Genomic DNA, 13,848 nt, shown 5'->3' with positions numbered 1-13,848 from the left:
ACTCAAGCCCGTTGGTTGCGCGCGGCCTGGCGTGGGCGCGCCTTGCCGGCCGACAGGCACACCACCTCGGAGATTTGCAGCAATTGCCGCGCCAGCGGGCTAGTCTTGCGCCAGACCATGCCGATGGTGCGCGATGGCTCGGGATCGCGGAAGCGCGCCAGCGAGACCGACGCCGATCGCGTCTCCACCGGCACCGCCATCTCGGGAATCAGCGTGACGCCGATGCCGGCGCTGACCATCTGGACCAGCGTCGAGAGCGAATTGGCGTCCAGCATCTCGCGCGGCGGCGCCGCTTGCATGTTGCAGAAGGAGAGCGCCTGGTCGCGGAAGCAGTGGCCCTCTTCGAGCAACAACAGCCGCATCTCCCGCATCATCTCGCGCGATGGCACCGGCGTTCCCTCGTCCGAGCCCGGCCGCACCAGCAAGAACTTCTCATCGAACAGCGCGACCTCCGTGAGTGAAGGCTCGGACACCGGCAGCGCCACGATGGCGGTGTCGAGCCGGCCCTCGACGAGCTCCTGGATCAGGCGCGGGGTCATGGTCTCACGCACGCGGATGTCGAGCTCCGGATGCATGCGCGTGAGGTTCTTGGTGATCTTGGGCAGGAGATAGGGCGCAATCGTCGGGATCATGCCGATGCGCAGGCGGCCGGCGAAACGGTCTTGTGACGCCCGGGCGAAATCGCCGAGCTCATCGACCGAGCGCAAGATGTCGCGGACGCGTTGCGCGAGCTCCTCGCCGAACCGGGTCAGGGCAACCTGCCGCGCGCTGCGCTCCAGCAGCAGGCCGCCGAGGGTTTCCTCCAACTCCTTGATCTGCATCGACAAGGCCGGCTGCGAGATCGAGCAGGACTCGGCCGCCCGGCCGAAATGGCCGTGGCGCGCCAGCGCATCGAAATAGCGGAGTTGGCGCAGCGTCAGGTTCATCATCAGAAAATCCTATCGCAGCGATCACTAAAGTCAACTTTACCTGATAGGAGGCGATGCTTAGAGTGGTTCTACCTGGTCAAAGGGCGCCGTCGGACGCCACCAGAGGAGGTAATTCATGGATGACACGTCGAAGTGCCCGTTCACGGGCGGAAAACCCACGCGCACGAACCGCGACTGGTGGCCAACCCAGCTCAACATCGAGGTCCTGCACAAGAACTCTGACAAGTCCGATCCGATGGACAAGGACTTCGACTATGCCAAGGAGTTCAAGTCGCTCGACCTGAATGCGGTCATCAAGGACCTCACCGCCCTGATGACGGATTCGCAGGAATGGTGGCCGGCCGACTTCGGTCACTATGGCGGCCTGATGATCCGCATGGCCTGGCACAGCGCGGGCACCTATCGCACCACTGACGGCCGCGGTGGCGCCGGCGCCGGTCAGCAGCGTTTCGCCCCGCTCAACAGCTGGCCCGACAACGCCAACCTCGACAAGGCACGCCGCCTGCTCTGGCCGATCAAGCAGAAATATGGCCGCAAGATTTCCTGGGCCGACCTAATGGTGCTGGCCGGCAACGTCGCGCTGGAATCGATGGGCTTCAAGACGTTTGGTTTTGCGGGTGGTCGCGCCGACGTCTGGGAGCCGGAAGAGCTCTATTGGGGCCCGGAAGGCACCTGGCTCGGCGATGAGCGCTACAGCGGTGAGCGCCAGCTCGCCGAGCCGCTCGGCGCCGTGCAGATGGGCCTCATCTACGTCAATCCGGAAGGTCCGAACGGCAAGCCGGATCCGGTCGCTGCGGCCAAGGACATCCGCGAAACGTTTGCTCGCATGGCGATGAACGATGAAGAAACCGTCGCGCTGATCGCCGGCGGCCACAGCTTCGGCAAGACTCACGGCGCGGGCGATCCTTCGCTGGTCGGTCCGGAGCCGGAAGCTGGCGCGTTGGAAGATCAGGGCCTCGGCTGGAAGAGCAAGCACGCGTCGGGCCACTCAGGCGATGCCATCACCAGCGGCCTCGAAGTGACCTGGACGGCGACGCCGACGAAGTGGAGCAACAACTTCTTCGAGAACCTGTTCAATTTCGAATGGGAGCTGACGAAGAGCCCGGGCGGTGCGAACCAGTGGACGGCCAAGGGTGCCGACGCGATCATCCCCGACGCCTTCGACAAGTCGAAGAAGCATCGGCCGACGATGCTGACGACCGACCTCTCGCTGCGCTTCGATCCTGCCTATGAGAAGATCTCGCGCCGCTTCCTGGAGAACCCCGACCAGTTCGCGGACGCTTTCGCCCGCGCCTGGTTCAAGCTCACCCATCGCGACATGGGCCCGATCCAGCGTTATCTCGGTCCGCTGGTGCCGAAGGAGACGCTGATCTGGCAGGATCCGATCCCGGCGGTGAATCACGAGCTGGTCAGCGATCAGGATATCGCCGCGCTCAAGACCAAGATCCTGGCTTCGGGCCTCTCGGTCTCCGAGCTGGTGTCGACCGCCTGGGCGTCGGCCTCGACCTTCCGCGGCTCCGACAAGCGTGGCGGCGCCAACGGCGCGCGCATCCGTCTCGCCCCGCAGAAGGATTGGGAGGTGAACCAGCCGGCCCAGCTCGCCAAGGTTCTGGGCAAGCTCGAAGCGATCCAGAAGGACTTCAACGCGTCGTCCGGCGCCAAGAAGGTCTCGCTCGCGGACCTCATTGTCCTCGGCGGTACCGCCGCGGTCGAGAAGGCCGCGAAGGATGGCGGCGTCGAGGTCAAGGTCGGCTTCACGCCGGGCCGCATGGATGCCTCGCAGGAGCAGACCGATGCGGCCTCTTTCGCACCGCTGGAGCCGCGGGCCGATGGCTTCCGCAACTACGTCGGCAAGCGGCATCAGTTCATGCAGGAAGAAGAGGCGCTGGTCGATCGCGCGCAGCTTCTCAGACTCACTGGTCCCGAAATGACGGTTCTGGTCGGCGGCCTGCGGGTGCTCGGCGCCAACGCGAACGGGTCGAAGCATGGCGTTTTCACCTCGAAGGTGGGCACGCTCAGCAACGACTTCTTCGTCAACCTGCTCGGCATGAGCGCGCAGTGGACACCGGCGGCCGACGGCACCTATGAGGCGCGCGACCGCAAGACCAATGCGGTGAAGTGGACCGGCACGCGCTCCGACCTGATCTTCGGCGCGCACTCGCAGCTCCGCGCCTTCGCCGAGGTTTATGCCACCTCGGACTCCAAGGAGAAGTTCGTCAAGGACTTCGCCAAGGCCTGGACCAAAGTGATGAACCTCGACCGCTACGACATCGCAGCGTGATCGCGATCAGCAGGCAATAGTCAAAGGGCGGCCGAGAGGCCGCCCTTTTGTTTTTGCTTGTCCTCATACCTCGAGTGTGCCTGCCTTCGCGGCAGCGTAGCGCTCGCCCACGACCTTCCAGTTCACCGTGTTCCACCATGCCTTGAGATAATCGGCGCGGCGGTTCTGGTAGTTCAGATAATAGGCATGCTCCCAGACGTCGTTGCCGAGCAACGCCCGCTTGCCCTCCATCATCGGGTTATCCTGGTTGGGGCGCGTCTCGATCGCGAGCTTGCCATCCTTGCTGACGGTCACGAACACCCAGCCCGAGCCGAACACGCGGCCGCCGGCAGCGTTGAAGTCGGCCTGCAGCTTCTCCATGCCTCCGAGATCGCCGTCGATTGCGGTGAGCAAGGCACCGTCCGGCTTGCCGCCGTTCGGTCCCATGATCTGCCAGAACATGGTGTGGTTGGCGTGGCCGCCCATGTTGTTGCGGACGCCGGTGCGGATGGCGTCCGGGACGGCGCCGAGGTTGCCCAGAACTTCGCCGACCGGCTTTCCCGCGATCTGCGGATTGTCCTTGGCGAAATTGTTCAGGTTGGTGATGAACGCCTGGTGATGGCGGTCATGATGGATCTCCATCGTCTTGGCATCGATATGCGGTTCCAGCGCATTCGCCGGATAGGCGAGCGGATCGAGCTTGAACGGCCCTGCGGGCGCCGCGGCGGCTTGTGCAAACGCGATGCGTGGAGCCGCGGCCGCCGCGACGAGGCCGGTTGCAGCGAACATGAGACGACGCCGGGATATGGATGTCATTCGGTTCTCCTGTCTGGGGACGATCCGCTGAAGCGTAGGGCGGTACGATAGGTACGCATCACCAACCATCGTCGGTTTCGATCCCGGTCTCTCCGGCGCTGCGGCGGAATCGCGCATGGCCAATCCGGTAAAGCCGGCCGCAAACGGCTAACAAAAAGGGCGGCCTTTCGGCCGCCCTTCGTGTTTCTGGACTGTCGCGAGAGCTTACTCGCCGGCGGCTTCGCGCGGAGCCTTCTCGCCCTCGCCCTTGCCTTCGAGGTCTTCGCCGGTGGTCTGGTCGACCACCTTCATCGACAGGCGGGTCTTGCCGCGGTCGTCGAAGCCGAGCAGCTTGACCTTGACCTTGTCGCCTTCCTTGACGACGTCGGAGGTCTTCTGCACGCGCGACGAAGCGAGCTGGCTGATGTGGACGAGACCGTCCTTGGAGCCGAAGAAGTTCACGAAGGCGCCGAACTCCATGACCTTGACGACGGTGCCGTCATAGATCTGGCCGACTTCCGGATCGGACGCGATCGACTTGATCCACTTGATCGCCGCCTTCATGGCCTCGCCGTCGCTGGAGGCGACCTTGACGGTGCCGTCGTCCTCGATGTTGACCTTGGCGCCGGTCTTCTCGACGATCTCGCGGATCACCTTGCCGCCGGTGCCGATCACTTCGCGGATCTTGTCGGTCGCGATCTTGAAGGTCTCGATGCGCGGCGCGTATTCGCCGAGCTCGGCGCGCGCGGCAGTCAGCGCCTTGGACATCTCACCCAGGATATGGATGCGACCTTCCTTGGCCTGGCCGAGCGCCACCTTCATGATCTCTTCGGTGATGCCCTCGATCTTGATGTCCATCTGGAGCGAGGTGATGCCCTGCTCCGTCCCGGCCACCTTGAAGTCCATGTCGCCGAGATGGTCTTCGTCACCGAGGATGTCCGAGAGAACCGCATAGCGCTTGTCTTCGAGGATCAGGCCCATCGCGATGCCCGCGGTCGGCCGCTTCAGCGGCACGCCGGCATCCATCAGCGCGAGCGAGGCGCCGCAGACCGACGCCATCGACGAGGAGCCGTTGGACTCGGTGATTTCCGACACCACGCGCGTGGTGTAGGGGAATTCGTGGTGCGGCGGCAGCACCGGATGGATCGCGCGCCAGGCCAGCTTGCCGTGGCCGATCTCGCGGCGCTTGGTGCCGCCGAGGCGGCCGGTCTCGCCGACCGAATAGGGCGGGAAGTTGTAGTGCAGCAGGAACGTCTCCTTGTACGTTCCCGACAGCGCGTCGATGTACTGCTCGTCCTCGCCGGTACCGAGCGTGGTCACGACCATCGCCTGGGTCTCACCGCGGGTGAACAGCGCCGAGCCGTGCGCGCGGGGCAGCACGCCGACTTCGGCGACGATGTTGCGCACGGTCTTGCTGTCGCGGCCGTCGATGCGCTTGCCGGTGTCCAGGATGTTCCAGCGGACGATCTTGGCTTCGAGCTCCTTGAACACGCCGGCGACGCGCAGCTTGTCGTATTTCGGCTCCTGCCCTTCGGGGAAGTAGTGGGCGATCACCTTTTCCTTGACCTTGCCGACCGCGGCGTAGCGGTCCTGCTTCACCGGAATGGCGTAGGCGGCGCGCAGCTCCTGCTCGACCAGGCCGAGCATTTCCTTCTCGAGCGCGGAATTGTCGATGACGGTGACTTCGCGCGGCTCCTTGGCGGCCTTCTCGGCCAGCTCGATGATCGCGTTGATGACCGGCTGGAAGTGGCGGTGACCGAACATCACGGCGCCGAGCATGATGTCTTCGTTCAGTTCCTTGGCTTCCGATTCCACCATCAGCACGGCGTCGGCGGTGCCGGCGACGACGAGGTCGAGCTGGGTGTCGACCATCTCGTCGAGCGTCGGGTTGAGGATGAATTCGTCATTGGCGAAGCCGACGCGGGCGGCGCCGATCGGGCCCTTGAACGGAGCGCCGGACAGGGTCAGTGCAGCCGAAGAGGCCACCAGCGCGACGATGTCGGGATCGTTCTCCATGTCGTGCGACAGCACGGTGGCGATCACCTGGGTCTCGTTGCGCCAGCCGTCGACGAACAGCGGGCGGATCGGACGGTCGATCAGGCGGGAGACCAGCGTCTCCTTCTCGGTCGGACGGCCCTCGCGCTTGAAATAGCCGCCGGGAATGCGGCCGGCAGCGTAGGTCTTCTCCTGATAGTCGACGGTCAGCGGGAGGAAGTCGACGCCTTCGCGCGGCGCCTTCGCCGCGACCACGGTGGCGAGCACCACGGTCTCGCCGTAGGTGGCGACGACGGCGCCGTCGGCCTGGCGGGCGATCTTGCCGGTTTCCAGCTTGAGCGGGCGTCCACCCCAGTCGATCTCGACGGAATGCTTATTGAACATGGAGGTCTTCTTTCATGGGTTCTCGAAAGAAGGGACGGCCTCTCGAAAAACAAAAACCATGCGCAAGATTGCGGGACGCTGATCGGAGCGGATGATCAGCGTCCTGCGATCCTGCCATGGTTTTTGGATGTCGGATGGCGTCCATCCTTTCGGGTCATACGGGCGCCTTGCCCGTTGTGCCCAGCCGCCGGATTGCTGCTGGACTGTCAGTCGGCACGAATGCGAACACCGAACCGCGGTCTTCGCCCATCATGCCCGGATGCAAGTCTTCAACGGCTCGCATCCGACGCGCACGCAGCCTCGATCAAAAACCTCAAAGGAAGCGCTTTCGTTCGAAACCACGCGCGAAAACGCGCGCCAATGGCGCGCGTTGGGAACACTTAACGACGAATGTTGTGCTTCTCGAGCAGCGCCTTGTACCGCGCCTCATCCTTCTTCTTGAGATAGTCGAGGAGCGAGCGGCGGGTCGAGACCAGCTTCAAGAGGCCGCGACGCGAATGGTTGTCCTTCACGTGGGTCTTGAAATGGTTGGTGAGGTTGTTGATGCGTTCCGACAGGATCGCGACCTGAACCTCGGGCGAGCCGGTGTCGCCGGCCTTGGTGGCATTGGTCTTGATGACTTCCGCTTTGCGTTCTGCGGCAATCGACATCGTCAATTTCTCTCGTTGCGACCGGGGCTGGCAGTCAGGCCGGTCAGGTTGAACACACGCTTGGGGATGATTTCGCCATTGCCAACTTCAGCAAGCGCCAAAAGACGGCCTGCCACCGTGACATAGACTGTGCCGCTACAAGTGGGCGCATCCCGTCCGCGCAACAAAACGGCCTGGCCCCGATGGAGCCTTGCCGCATCAGCCCGAGTGACGGCCAGTGCCGGGATGTCGTCCAGCGCGGTCTCAACGGGCAAAAGCGCGTCGGCGAGGCTTCCCTCGCCGGACGCGGCTCTATCGCACAAAGCCTCCAACTGATCCAGCGGAATCATGTCGTTTTCGCCGAATGGGCCGACCAGGGTCCGCCGCAGCGCGGAGATATGGCCATAAGTACCGAGAATCCGGCCCATATCGCGGGCGAGCGCCCGGACATAGGTGCCCTTGCCGCATTCGGCCTCGAACACCGCCCGGTCGTTATCTGGTTGATCTACAAGGGTTAAATGGTGAATCTCGACGGGGCGGGGGGCCAGTTCCACGACCTCGCCGTCGCGGGCGAGGTCGTAGGCGCGCTCGCCCTGCACCTTGATCGCGGAATAGCGCGGCGGGATCTGCTCGATCACCCCGGTGAAGCGGGGCAGGAGGGCCAGGATGGCCTCGCGGGTCGGGCGCTGGTCCGAGGTCGCGGTGACCCGGCCCTCGATGTCGTCGGTGTCGCGCTCCTCGCCCCAGCTCACGGTGAACTGGTAGCGCTTGCGGCCGTCCATCACGAAGGGGACGGTCTTGGTGGCTTCGCCGAGCGCGATCGGCAGACCGCCCGAGGCGAGCGGATCGAGCGTGCCGGCATGTCCCGCGCGCTTGGCGTTGAACAGGCGCTTGAGCACGGCGACGGCCTGCGTCGAGGTCATGCCGATCGGCTTATCGAGCACGACCCAGCCGTGGACGTCGCGGCGGTCGCGGCGAACCTGGTTGCCCTTTTGCTGCTGCTTGGCGCGCGGATCGTTGTTGACGCGGCGCGGCTCCCGATGTGGCTGCGAGTCGTTGCTCAGCTCCGCAAAATTGTTTGTCTGCACGTCGCGCTGATCGGCCTGGTCGCCGCTGATCGTGTCGTGAGCCGGGTCCATCGTCATCGTTCTTCTTCCCGATCCGAATCCGGATCCTGTTCCAAGTCTTGCTCGAAGCCCTGTTCGAGATCCTTCTGCACCGCAGGTGTTCGCAAAAGCTTCTCGATCCGTTCCGCTTCGTCGAATCGCTCGTCGACGCGGAAGCGAATGTCAGGTGCAAATTTCAGGTTAACGCGCCGCGCGACCTCGCCGCGCAAAAATTTCTTGTTGCGCTCGAGCGCACCGATGACGATCCCGGTGTCGCGGCCACCGAGCGGCATCACGTAGATCGTCGCGAGCTTCAGGTCGGGCGACATCCGCACCTCCGGCACGGTGATGATGTGACCTTCGAGGTCCGCATCATGCACGTTGCCTTGCGCCAGAATCTCGGCCATCGCATGGCGAACCTGCTCGCCGACGCGCAACTGGCGTTGCGAGCCTCCGCCGGGCGCGGAACTCTTCTTCTGATGATGGCGTGGCATTCTCGAAAATCACCTCGTCATGCCCGTGCATGGGACACGGGCATTGTCGCTTGTCCTGTTGAAACGAAGAAGGGTGGGTGGCCGAAAAAAATCCGGCCACCGCACTCCTGCAATCTCAGTTCAAAAAGATCCGAACGCTTCGGTAAGATTTGGACTTACAGGGAGCGCTGGATCGTCTCCACGCGATAACACTCGATCACGTCACCAGCACGCATGTCGTGATAGTTCTCGAAGGCCATGCCGCACTCCTGGCCGGACTGGACTTCCTTCACTTCGTCCTTGAAGCGCTTGAGCGTCGACAGCTTGCCTTCGTGCACGACGACGTTGTCGCGGATCAGGCGCACATTGGCGCCGCGTTCCACGGTGCCGTCGGTGACGCGGCAGCCGGCGACCTTGCCGACCTTGGAGATGTTGAAGATCTCCAGGATCTCGGCATTGCCCAGCATGGTTTCGCGCAAGGTCGGCGCGAGCAGGCCGCTCATCGCCTTCTTCACGTCGTCCACGAGGTCGTAGATGATGTTGTAGTAGCGGATCTCGATGCCGTTGCGCTTGGCGGCCGCAGCGGCCTCCTTGTTGGCACGGACCGAGAAGCCGATGATCGCGGCGTTGAAGCCTTCCGCGAGCGTGACGTCGGACTCCGAGATGCCGCCGACGCCGGCGTGAAGGATGCGCGCGGCGACCTCGTCGGTGCCGAGCTTCTCCAGCGAGCCGAGGATCGCTTCCAGCGAGCCTTGCACGTCGGCCTTGATGATCAGCGGGAATTCCTTGCGGCCCGCCGTCTTCAATTGCGACATCATCTGCTCGAGCGAGCCACGCATGCCGGAGATCGAGGCCGCCGCGTTCTCGCGCTTCTGGTGCGCGCGGTAGCTGGTGATCTGGCGGGCGCGGGCTTCGTTCTCGACGACTGCCAGGCGATCGCCGGCCTCCGGCGGGCCGTTGAAGCCGAGCACCTCGACCGGCACCGAGGGGCCGGCCTCCTGCACGGTGTCGCCCTGATCGGAGATCAGCGCGCGGACGCGGCCCATCTCTGCGCCGGCGACGATGATGTCGCCGACACGAAGCGTGCCGCGCTGGACCAGCACGGTCGCGACCGGACCACGGCCGCGATCGAGCTTGGCCTCGATCACGGTGCCCTCCGCCGGACGTTCCGAATTGGTCTTCAGGTCAAGGATTTCGGCCTGCAGAGCGATCATCTCGAGCAGCTTGTCGAGATTGGTCTTGTTCTTGGCGGACACTTCGACGTCGACGACTTCGCCGCCGAAGGATTCGACCTGAACCTCGTGCTGGAGCAGCTCGGTGCGCACCCGCTCGGGCTTGGCATCGGGCTTGTCGATCTTGTTGATGGCAACGATGATCGGCACACCCGCCGCCTTGGCGTGGTTGATGGCTTCGACCGTCTGCGGCATCACGCCGTCATCGGCCGCGACTACCAGCACGACGATGTCGGTGACCTTGGCGCCGCGGGCGCGCATCGCGGTGAACGCGGCGTGGCCGGGCGTGTCGATGAAGGTGATCTTCTTGCCGCTCTCGGGCGAGAGCACCTGATAGGCGCCGATATGCTGGGTGATGCCGCCGGCTTCGCCGGAGACCACGTTGGCATGGCGGAGCGCGTCGAGCAGCGAGGTCTTGCCGTGGTCGACGTGGCCCATCACGGTCACGACGGGCGAACGCGTCTCGGTGTCGGTGGAATCGTCGACCTGGTCGAACAGGCCTTCCTCGACGTCCGAGGCGGCGACGCGCTTGACGGTGTGGCCGAGCTCTTCGGCGATCAGCTGCGCGGTGTCGGCGTCGATCACGTCGGTGATCTTGTGCATCGCGCCCTGCTTCATCAGCATGCGGATGACGTCGACCGCGCGCTCGGACATGCGGTTGGCGAGTTCCTGGATGGTGATCGCTTCCGGAATGACCACCTCGCGGATGAGCTTTTCCTTGGGCTCGTTCGAGGCGTGACCCTTCAGGCGCTGGGTGCGCCGGCGGAACGAGGCGATCGAGCGCTCGCGCACTTCGTCCGCATTGAGCGCCGTGACGACCGTCAGGCGGCCGCGCTCTTTCTGCGGGCCGGGCTTGTGGGTGGTCTTGGGGGCTGCCGCAGGACGCGCGGCGCCGCCGGGACCGCGGCGGATCTGGCGCGGACCGTCGTCTTCGTCGGGGCCGGCCGCGACTGCGGGCGCGCGACCCAGCGGTCCGCCGGCAGGCCTTGCTGTGGTCGTTCCGGGGCGCGCAGTCGTCGTTCCCGGGCGTGCCGTGGTCGTGGTGGTGCCGGGCCGCGCCGTGGGCGCGCCGGGGCGGGGCGCTGAAGCGGCCGGGGCGGCCGCAGCGGGGCGCGGAGCCGATTGCGGCTGCTCGCCTTCGCCAAAACGCTTCTTGGCCTCGGTCTCGGCCTTCCGCTTGGCTTCGTCCTCGTGGCGATGGCGCTCGTCCTCGGCCTTGCGGCGGGCCTCGGCGGCTTCGCGCTCGGCGCGTTCGGCGGCCTCGCGGACCGCGCGGCGCTGGGCCTCTTCCTCGGCCTGGCGGCGTTCCTCGACCTCGCGCAGCTTGGCATCGGCCAGCGCGCTGGCACGGGCCGAACGCTCGTCCTCGGTCAGCGTGCGCAGCACCACGCCGGAACCGGCGTTGCGGGGTGGGGCAGCCTTCGGGGCAGGACGCGGCGCCGCCGCGGGCGCAGCCGGTGCGGGCTTGGCGACCTCGGCAGCCTGCGGCTCAGGCGCGCCGTCGATCCGGCGCTTGCCGCGCTTCTCGACCACGACCTGCTTGCTGCGGCCATGGCTGAAGCTCTGGCGCACGGTGCCCGTTTCGACGCGCGGCTTGAGCGATAGCGTCTTGCTCGGAACGCTCAGCTTCTTGTCGCCAGGGGTCTTGGTATCAACCATTCAGCAGTCCTAATCCTGATTATCAGTGTTGTGCGTTTACCGCACCGTCCTATCGGGTCGTCGTTATCTCTCAGAAATCCTGGCCGGGCTTTTCGGCAGTCTTGTCGGCGTCCGCCATCCGGTATCGGACCAGCATCTGGCTACGCGACAGGAATGACTTGCTCGCCGGGCCCGCGAGCAGGGCAGCATGTATCACATTTGACCGGGTCAGTGCCAAATCCAATTCTATCGATTTCAGTGCGGTGACGACGGGAATCTGCGGCTTGGCGCCGCGATTCCCGGCATTTTGCCGCGCCAGCATGTCCAATTTGCGGATTCCGTCCGCGGCCCCGTCGCTGGCGTGGATCAGGACCTCGACCGTGCCTTCCCGAAGGGCGCTTTCGACCTTGCCGAAGCCGGCCACGACCTGGCCCGCCTTGGCGGCGATCCCAAGGGCCTCCGTCACGCTCCGAACCAGGAGCGCCTCGATGTCGGCAGGAAGCGTCTGAGGGGTGCGCAGGTCGCGCTTGAAGGCTTTGCTAAATTGGTGACGCCGGACGGCTTCCGCAACCACCTGCCGCGAGGCGGTGACCCACATGCCGCGTCCGGGCAGCTTGCGCTTGAGATCGGGAACTATGTCGCCTTGCGGCGAGACGACGAAGCGGATCAGCTCGTCGATCGGCCGGACCTCCCGGCTGACCGCGCACATCCGCATGGTCGCGGACCTTTCGGTCCGCGGTCCATGGTCGAGTTCGTGGTCAGTATCTGCAAGCATTCGGGCGACATTCTCCGTTGCCCTTAAGCCGGCTGATCTTCGGTCGCCTCGGCCTCTTCGGGCTTGGCGAGATCGGCCTCGGTGATCCAGCCGGCCTTGACGCGGGCCTGCATGATCAACGCTTCGGCATCGTCACGGGTGATCTCGATGCCGTCGAGCGCGCCGGCGTGCTTGGTCGGCTCGCTGCCTTCCTTGCGCTCGGTCCAGCCGACCAGATCGTCGGTGGCGCAGCCGGCGAGGTCGTCGACGGTCTTGATGTCGTTCTCGCCGAACTTCACCAGCATCTTCGAGGTCACGCCGGGCACGTCCTTCAGGGCGTCCTCGACACCGAGCTCTTTGCGCCTGGCCTCGAGCTCGGCTTCCTGCTGCTCCAGATATTCGCGGGCGCGGTTCTGCAGCTCCTGTGCGGTCTCCTCGTCGAAACCCTCGATGCCGGCGAGCTCCTTGACGTCTACCATCGCGAGTTCCTCGACCGAGGTGAAGCCTTCGGACGCCAGGAGCTGGCCGACCACCTCGTCGACGTTGAGCGATTCCATGAAGACGCGCGTGGAGTTCTCGAAGTCCGCCTGGCGGCGCTCCGATTCCTCCTGCTCGGTCAGGATGTCGATGTCCCAGCCGGTGAGCTGCGAGGCCAGACGCACGTTCTGGCCGCGGCGGCCGATCGCCAGCGAGAGCTGGTTGTTGGTGTCGGGCACGACGACCTCGATGCGCTCGCGGTCCTCGTCGATGACCACCTTGGAGACTTCCGCCGGCGCCAGCGCGTTGACCACGAAGGTCGCGATGTCGGGCGACCACGGGATGATGTCGATCTTCTCGCCCTGCAATTCGTTCACCACCGCCTGCACGCGCGAGCCGCGCATGCCGACGCAGGCGCCGACCGGGTCGACCGAGGAATCGCGGGAAATCACGCCGATCTTCGCGCGCGAGCCCGGATCACGGGCGACCGCCTTGATCTCGACGATGCCGTCATAGATCTCCGGCACCTCCTGCGCGAACAGCTTCGCCATGAACTGCGGATGGGTGCGGGAGAGGAAGATCTGCGGACCGCGGGTTTCGCGGCGGACGTCGAAGATGTAGGCGCGGACGCGGTCGCCGTTGCGGAAGACTTCGCGCGGCAGCATCTCGTCGCGGCGGATGATGGCCTCGCCGCGGCCGAGATCGACGATCACGCTGCCATATTCGACGCGCTTGACGACGCCGTTGACGATGTCGCCGATGCGGTCCTTGAATTCCTGATATTGCCGGTCGCGCTCGGCCTCGCGCACCTTCTGCACGATCACCTGCTTGGCCGATTGCGCGGCGATGCGGCCATATTCCAGCGGCGGCAGCGTGTCGGCGATGGTGTCGCCGACCTGGGCGCCGGGATTGGCGCGCTGCGCATCCACCAGCGAGATCTGGTTCGAATGGTTTTCCACCTTCTCGACCACCAGCATGTGGCGCGACAGCCGCAGCTCACCCTTCTTCGGGTCGATCTCGGCGTGAACGTCAGTCTCGCTGCCGTAGCGGGCCCGCGCCGCCTTGGCGATGGCGTCCTCCATCGCGGCGATGACGATGCCGCGGTCGATGGATTTCTCGCGCGCAACGGCGTCCGCGATCTGGAGCAATTCAAGTCGATTGGCGCTGACTGCCATG

The 13,848-nt window shown here is 65.1% G+C and carries 10 protein-coding genes; 1 reads left to right on the top strand and 9 read right to left on the bottom strand.

Translation table 11 applies throughout. The features are described from left to right. Positions 1-2 precede the first annotated feature (2 nt). Positions 3-929 (bottom strand): hydrogen peroxide-inducible genes activator, encoded by a 927-nt coding sequence (locus BCCGELA001_RS00255; RefSeq protein ID WP_060734349.1) that lies wholly within the window; start codon positions 927-929, stop codon positions 3-5. Between the two features lie 115 nt (positions 930-1,044). Here BCCGELA001_RS00255 and katG point away from each other — a divergent pair, with 115 nt between their 5' ends. Continuing rightward, positions 1,045-3,210 (top strand): catalase/peroxidase HPI, encoded by a 2,166-nt coding sequence (katG, locus tag BCCGELA001_RS00250; RefSeq protein ID WP_060734348.1) that lies wholly within the window; start codon positions 1,045-1,047, stop codon positions 3,208-3,210. Positions 3,211-3,273: 63 nt separating this feature from the next. Here katG and BCCGELA001_RS00245 read toward each other — a convergent pair whose 3' ends face one another. The 8 genes from BCCGELA001_RS00245 to nusA all read right to left on the bottom strand — a co-directional run bounded on the left by BCCGELA001_RS00245 (position 3,274) and on the right by nusA (position 13,847). Next, complete coding sequence (locus tag BCCGELA001_RS00245) at positions 3,274-4,005, bottom strand: superoxide dismutase (RefSeq protein WP_060734347.1); 732 nt, start codon at positions 4,003-4,005, stop codon at positions 3,274-3,276. Between the two features lie 204 nt (positions 4,006-4,209). After that, the gene (gene pnp / locus BCCGELA001_RS00240; RefSeq protein ID WP_060734346.1) at positions 4,210-6,363 is read right to left on the bottom strand and encodes a polyribonucleotide nucleotidyltransferase; all 2,154 of its coding nucleotides are present in this window, start codon (positions 6,361-6,363) and stop codon (positions 4,210-4,212) included. A gap of 380 nt (positions 6,364-6,743) precedes the next feature. Beyond that, positions 6,744-7,013: a 30S ribosomal protein S15 gene (rpsO, locus tag BCCGELA001_RS00235; protein WP_008540131.1), complete on the bottom strand. Its 270-nt coding sequence runs from the start codon at positions 7,011-7,013 to the stop codon at positions 6,744-6,746. Between the two features lie 2 nt (positions 7,014-7,015). Next, the gene (gene truB / locus BCCGELA001_RS00230) at positions 7,016-8,137 is read right to left on the bottom strand and encodes a tRNA pseudouridine(55) synthase TruB (protein WP_008540134.1); all 1,122 of its coding nucleotides are present in this window, start codon (positions 8,135-8,137) and stop codon (positions 7,016-7,018) included. Further along, entirely contained in the window at positions 8,134-8,592 is a 459-nt protein-coding gene (rbfA, locus tag BCCGELA001_RS00225; protein ID WP_008540135.1) for a 30S ribosome-binding factor RbfA, read from the bottom strand. Before rbfA ends, truB begins: the two co-directional genes overlap by 4 nt. A gap of 155 nt (positions 8,593-8,747) precedes the next feature. Continuing rightward, positions 8,748-11,462 carry a translation initiation factor IF-2 gene (gene infB, locus BCCGELA001_RS00220; RefSeq protein ID WP_060734345.1) on the bottom strand — a complete coding sequence of 905 codons (2,715 nt, stop codon included), beginning with the start codon at positions 11,460-11,462 and terminating at the stop codon, positions 8,748-8,750. 70 nt (positions 11,463-11,532) lie between these two features. Further along, complete coding sequence (locus tag BCCGELA001_RS00215; RefSeq protein ID WP_060734344.1) at positions 11,533-12,216, bottom strand: RNA-binding protein; 684 nt, start codon at positions 12,214-12,216, stop codon at positions 11,533-11,535. Positions 12,217-12,239: 23 nt separating this feature from the next. Continuing rightward, on the bottom strand, positions 12,240-13,847 hold the full coding sequence (gene nusA / locus BCCGELA001_RS00210; RefSeq protein WP_060734343.1) for a transcription termination factor NusA: 1,608 nt from the start codon (positions 13,845-13,847) through the stop codon (positions 12,240-12,242). Position 13,848 lies beyond the last annotated feature (1 nt).

This window comes from Bradyrhizobium sp. CCGE-LA001 (assembly GCF_000296215.2).
In the GTDB taxonomy this organism is placed as follows: Bacteria; Pseudomonadota; Alphaproteobacteria; order Rhizobiales; family Xanthobacteraceae; genus Bradyrhizobium.
Note: the sequence above shows the minus strand (reverse complement) of the source record. Positions and strands in the feature narration are given on the sequence as shown.

Coding starts and splice junctions, on each gene's coding strand:
- BCCGELA001_RS00255 (WP_060734349.1), bottom strand. CDS start 929: ATGATGAACCTGACGCTGCGCCAACTCCGCTATTTCGATGCGCTGGCG.
- katG (WP_060734348.1), top strand. CDS start 1,045: ATGGATGACACGTCGAAGTGCCCGTTCACGGGCGGAAAACCCACGCGC.
- BCCGELA001_RS00245 (WP_060734347.1), bottom strand. CDS start 4,005: ATGACATCCATATCCCGGCGTCGTCTCATGTTCGCTGCAACCGGCCTC.
- pnp (WP_060734346.1), bottom strand. CDS start 6,363: ATGTTCAATAAGCATTCCGTCGAGATCGACTGGGGTGGACGCCCGCTC.
- rpsO (WP_008540131.1), bottom strand. CDS start 7,013: ATGTCGATTGCCGCAGAACGCAAAGCGGAAGTCATCAAGACCAATGCC.
- truB (WP_008540134.1), bottom strand. CDS start 8,137: ATGACGATGGACCCGGCTCACGACACGATCAGCGGCGACCAGGCCGAT.
- rbfA (WP_008540135.1), bottom strand. CDS start 8,592: ATGCCACGCCATCATCAGAAGAAGAGTTCCGCGCCCGGCGGAGGCTCG.
- infB (WP_060734345.1), bottom strand. CDS start 11,462: ATGGTTGATACCAAGACCCCTGGCGACAAGAAGCTGAGCGTTCCGAGC.
- BCCGELA001_RS00215 (WP_060734344.1), bottom strand. CDS start 12,216: ATGCTTGCAGATACTGACCACGAACTCGACCATGGACCGCGGACCGAA.
- nusA (WP_060734343.1), bottom strand. CDS start 13,847: ATGGCAGTCAGCGCCAATCGACTTGAATTGCTCCAGATCGCGGACGCC.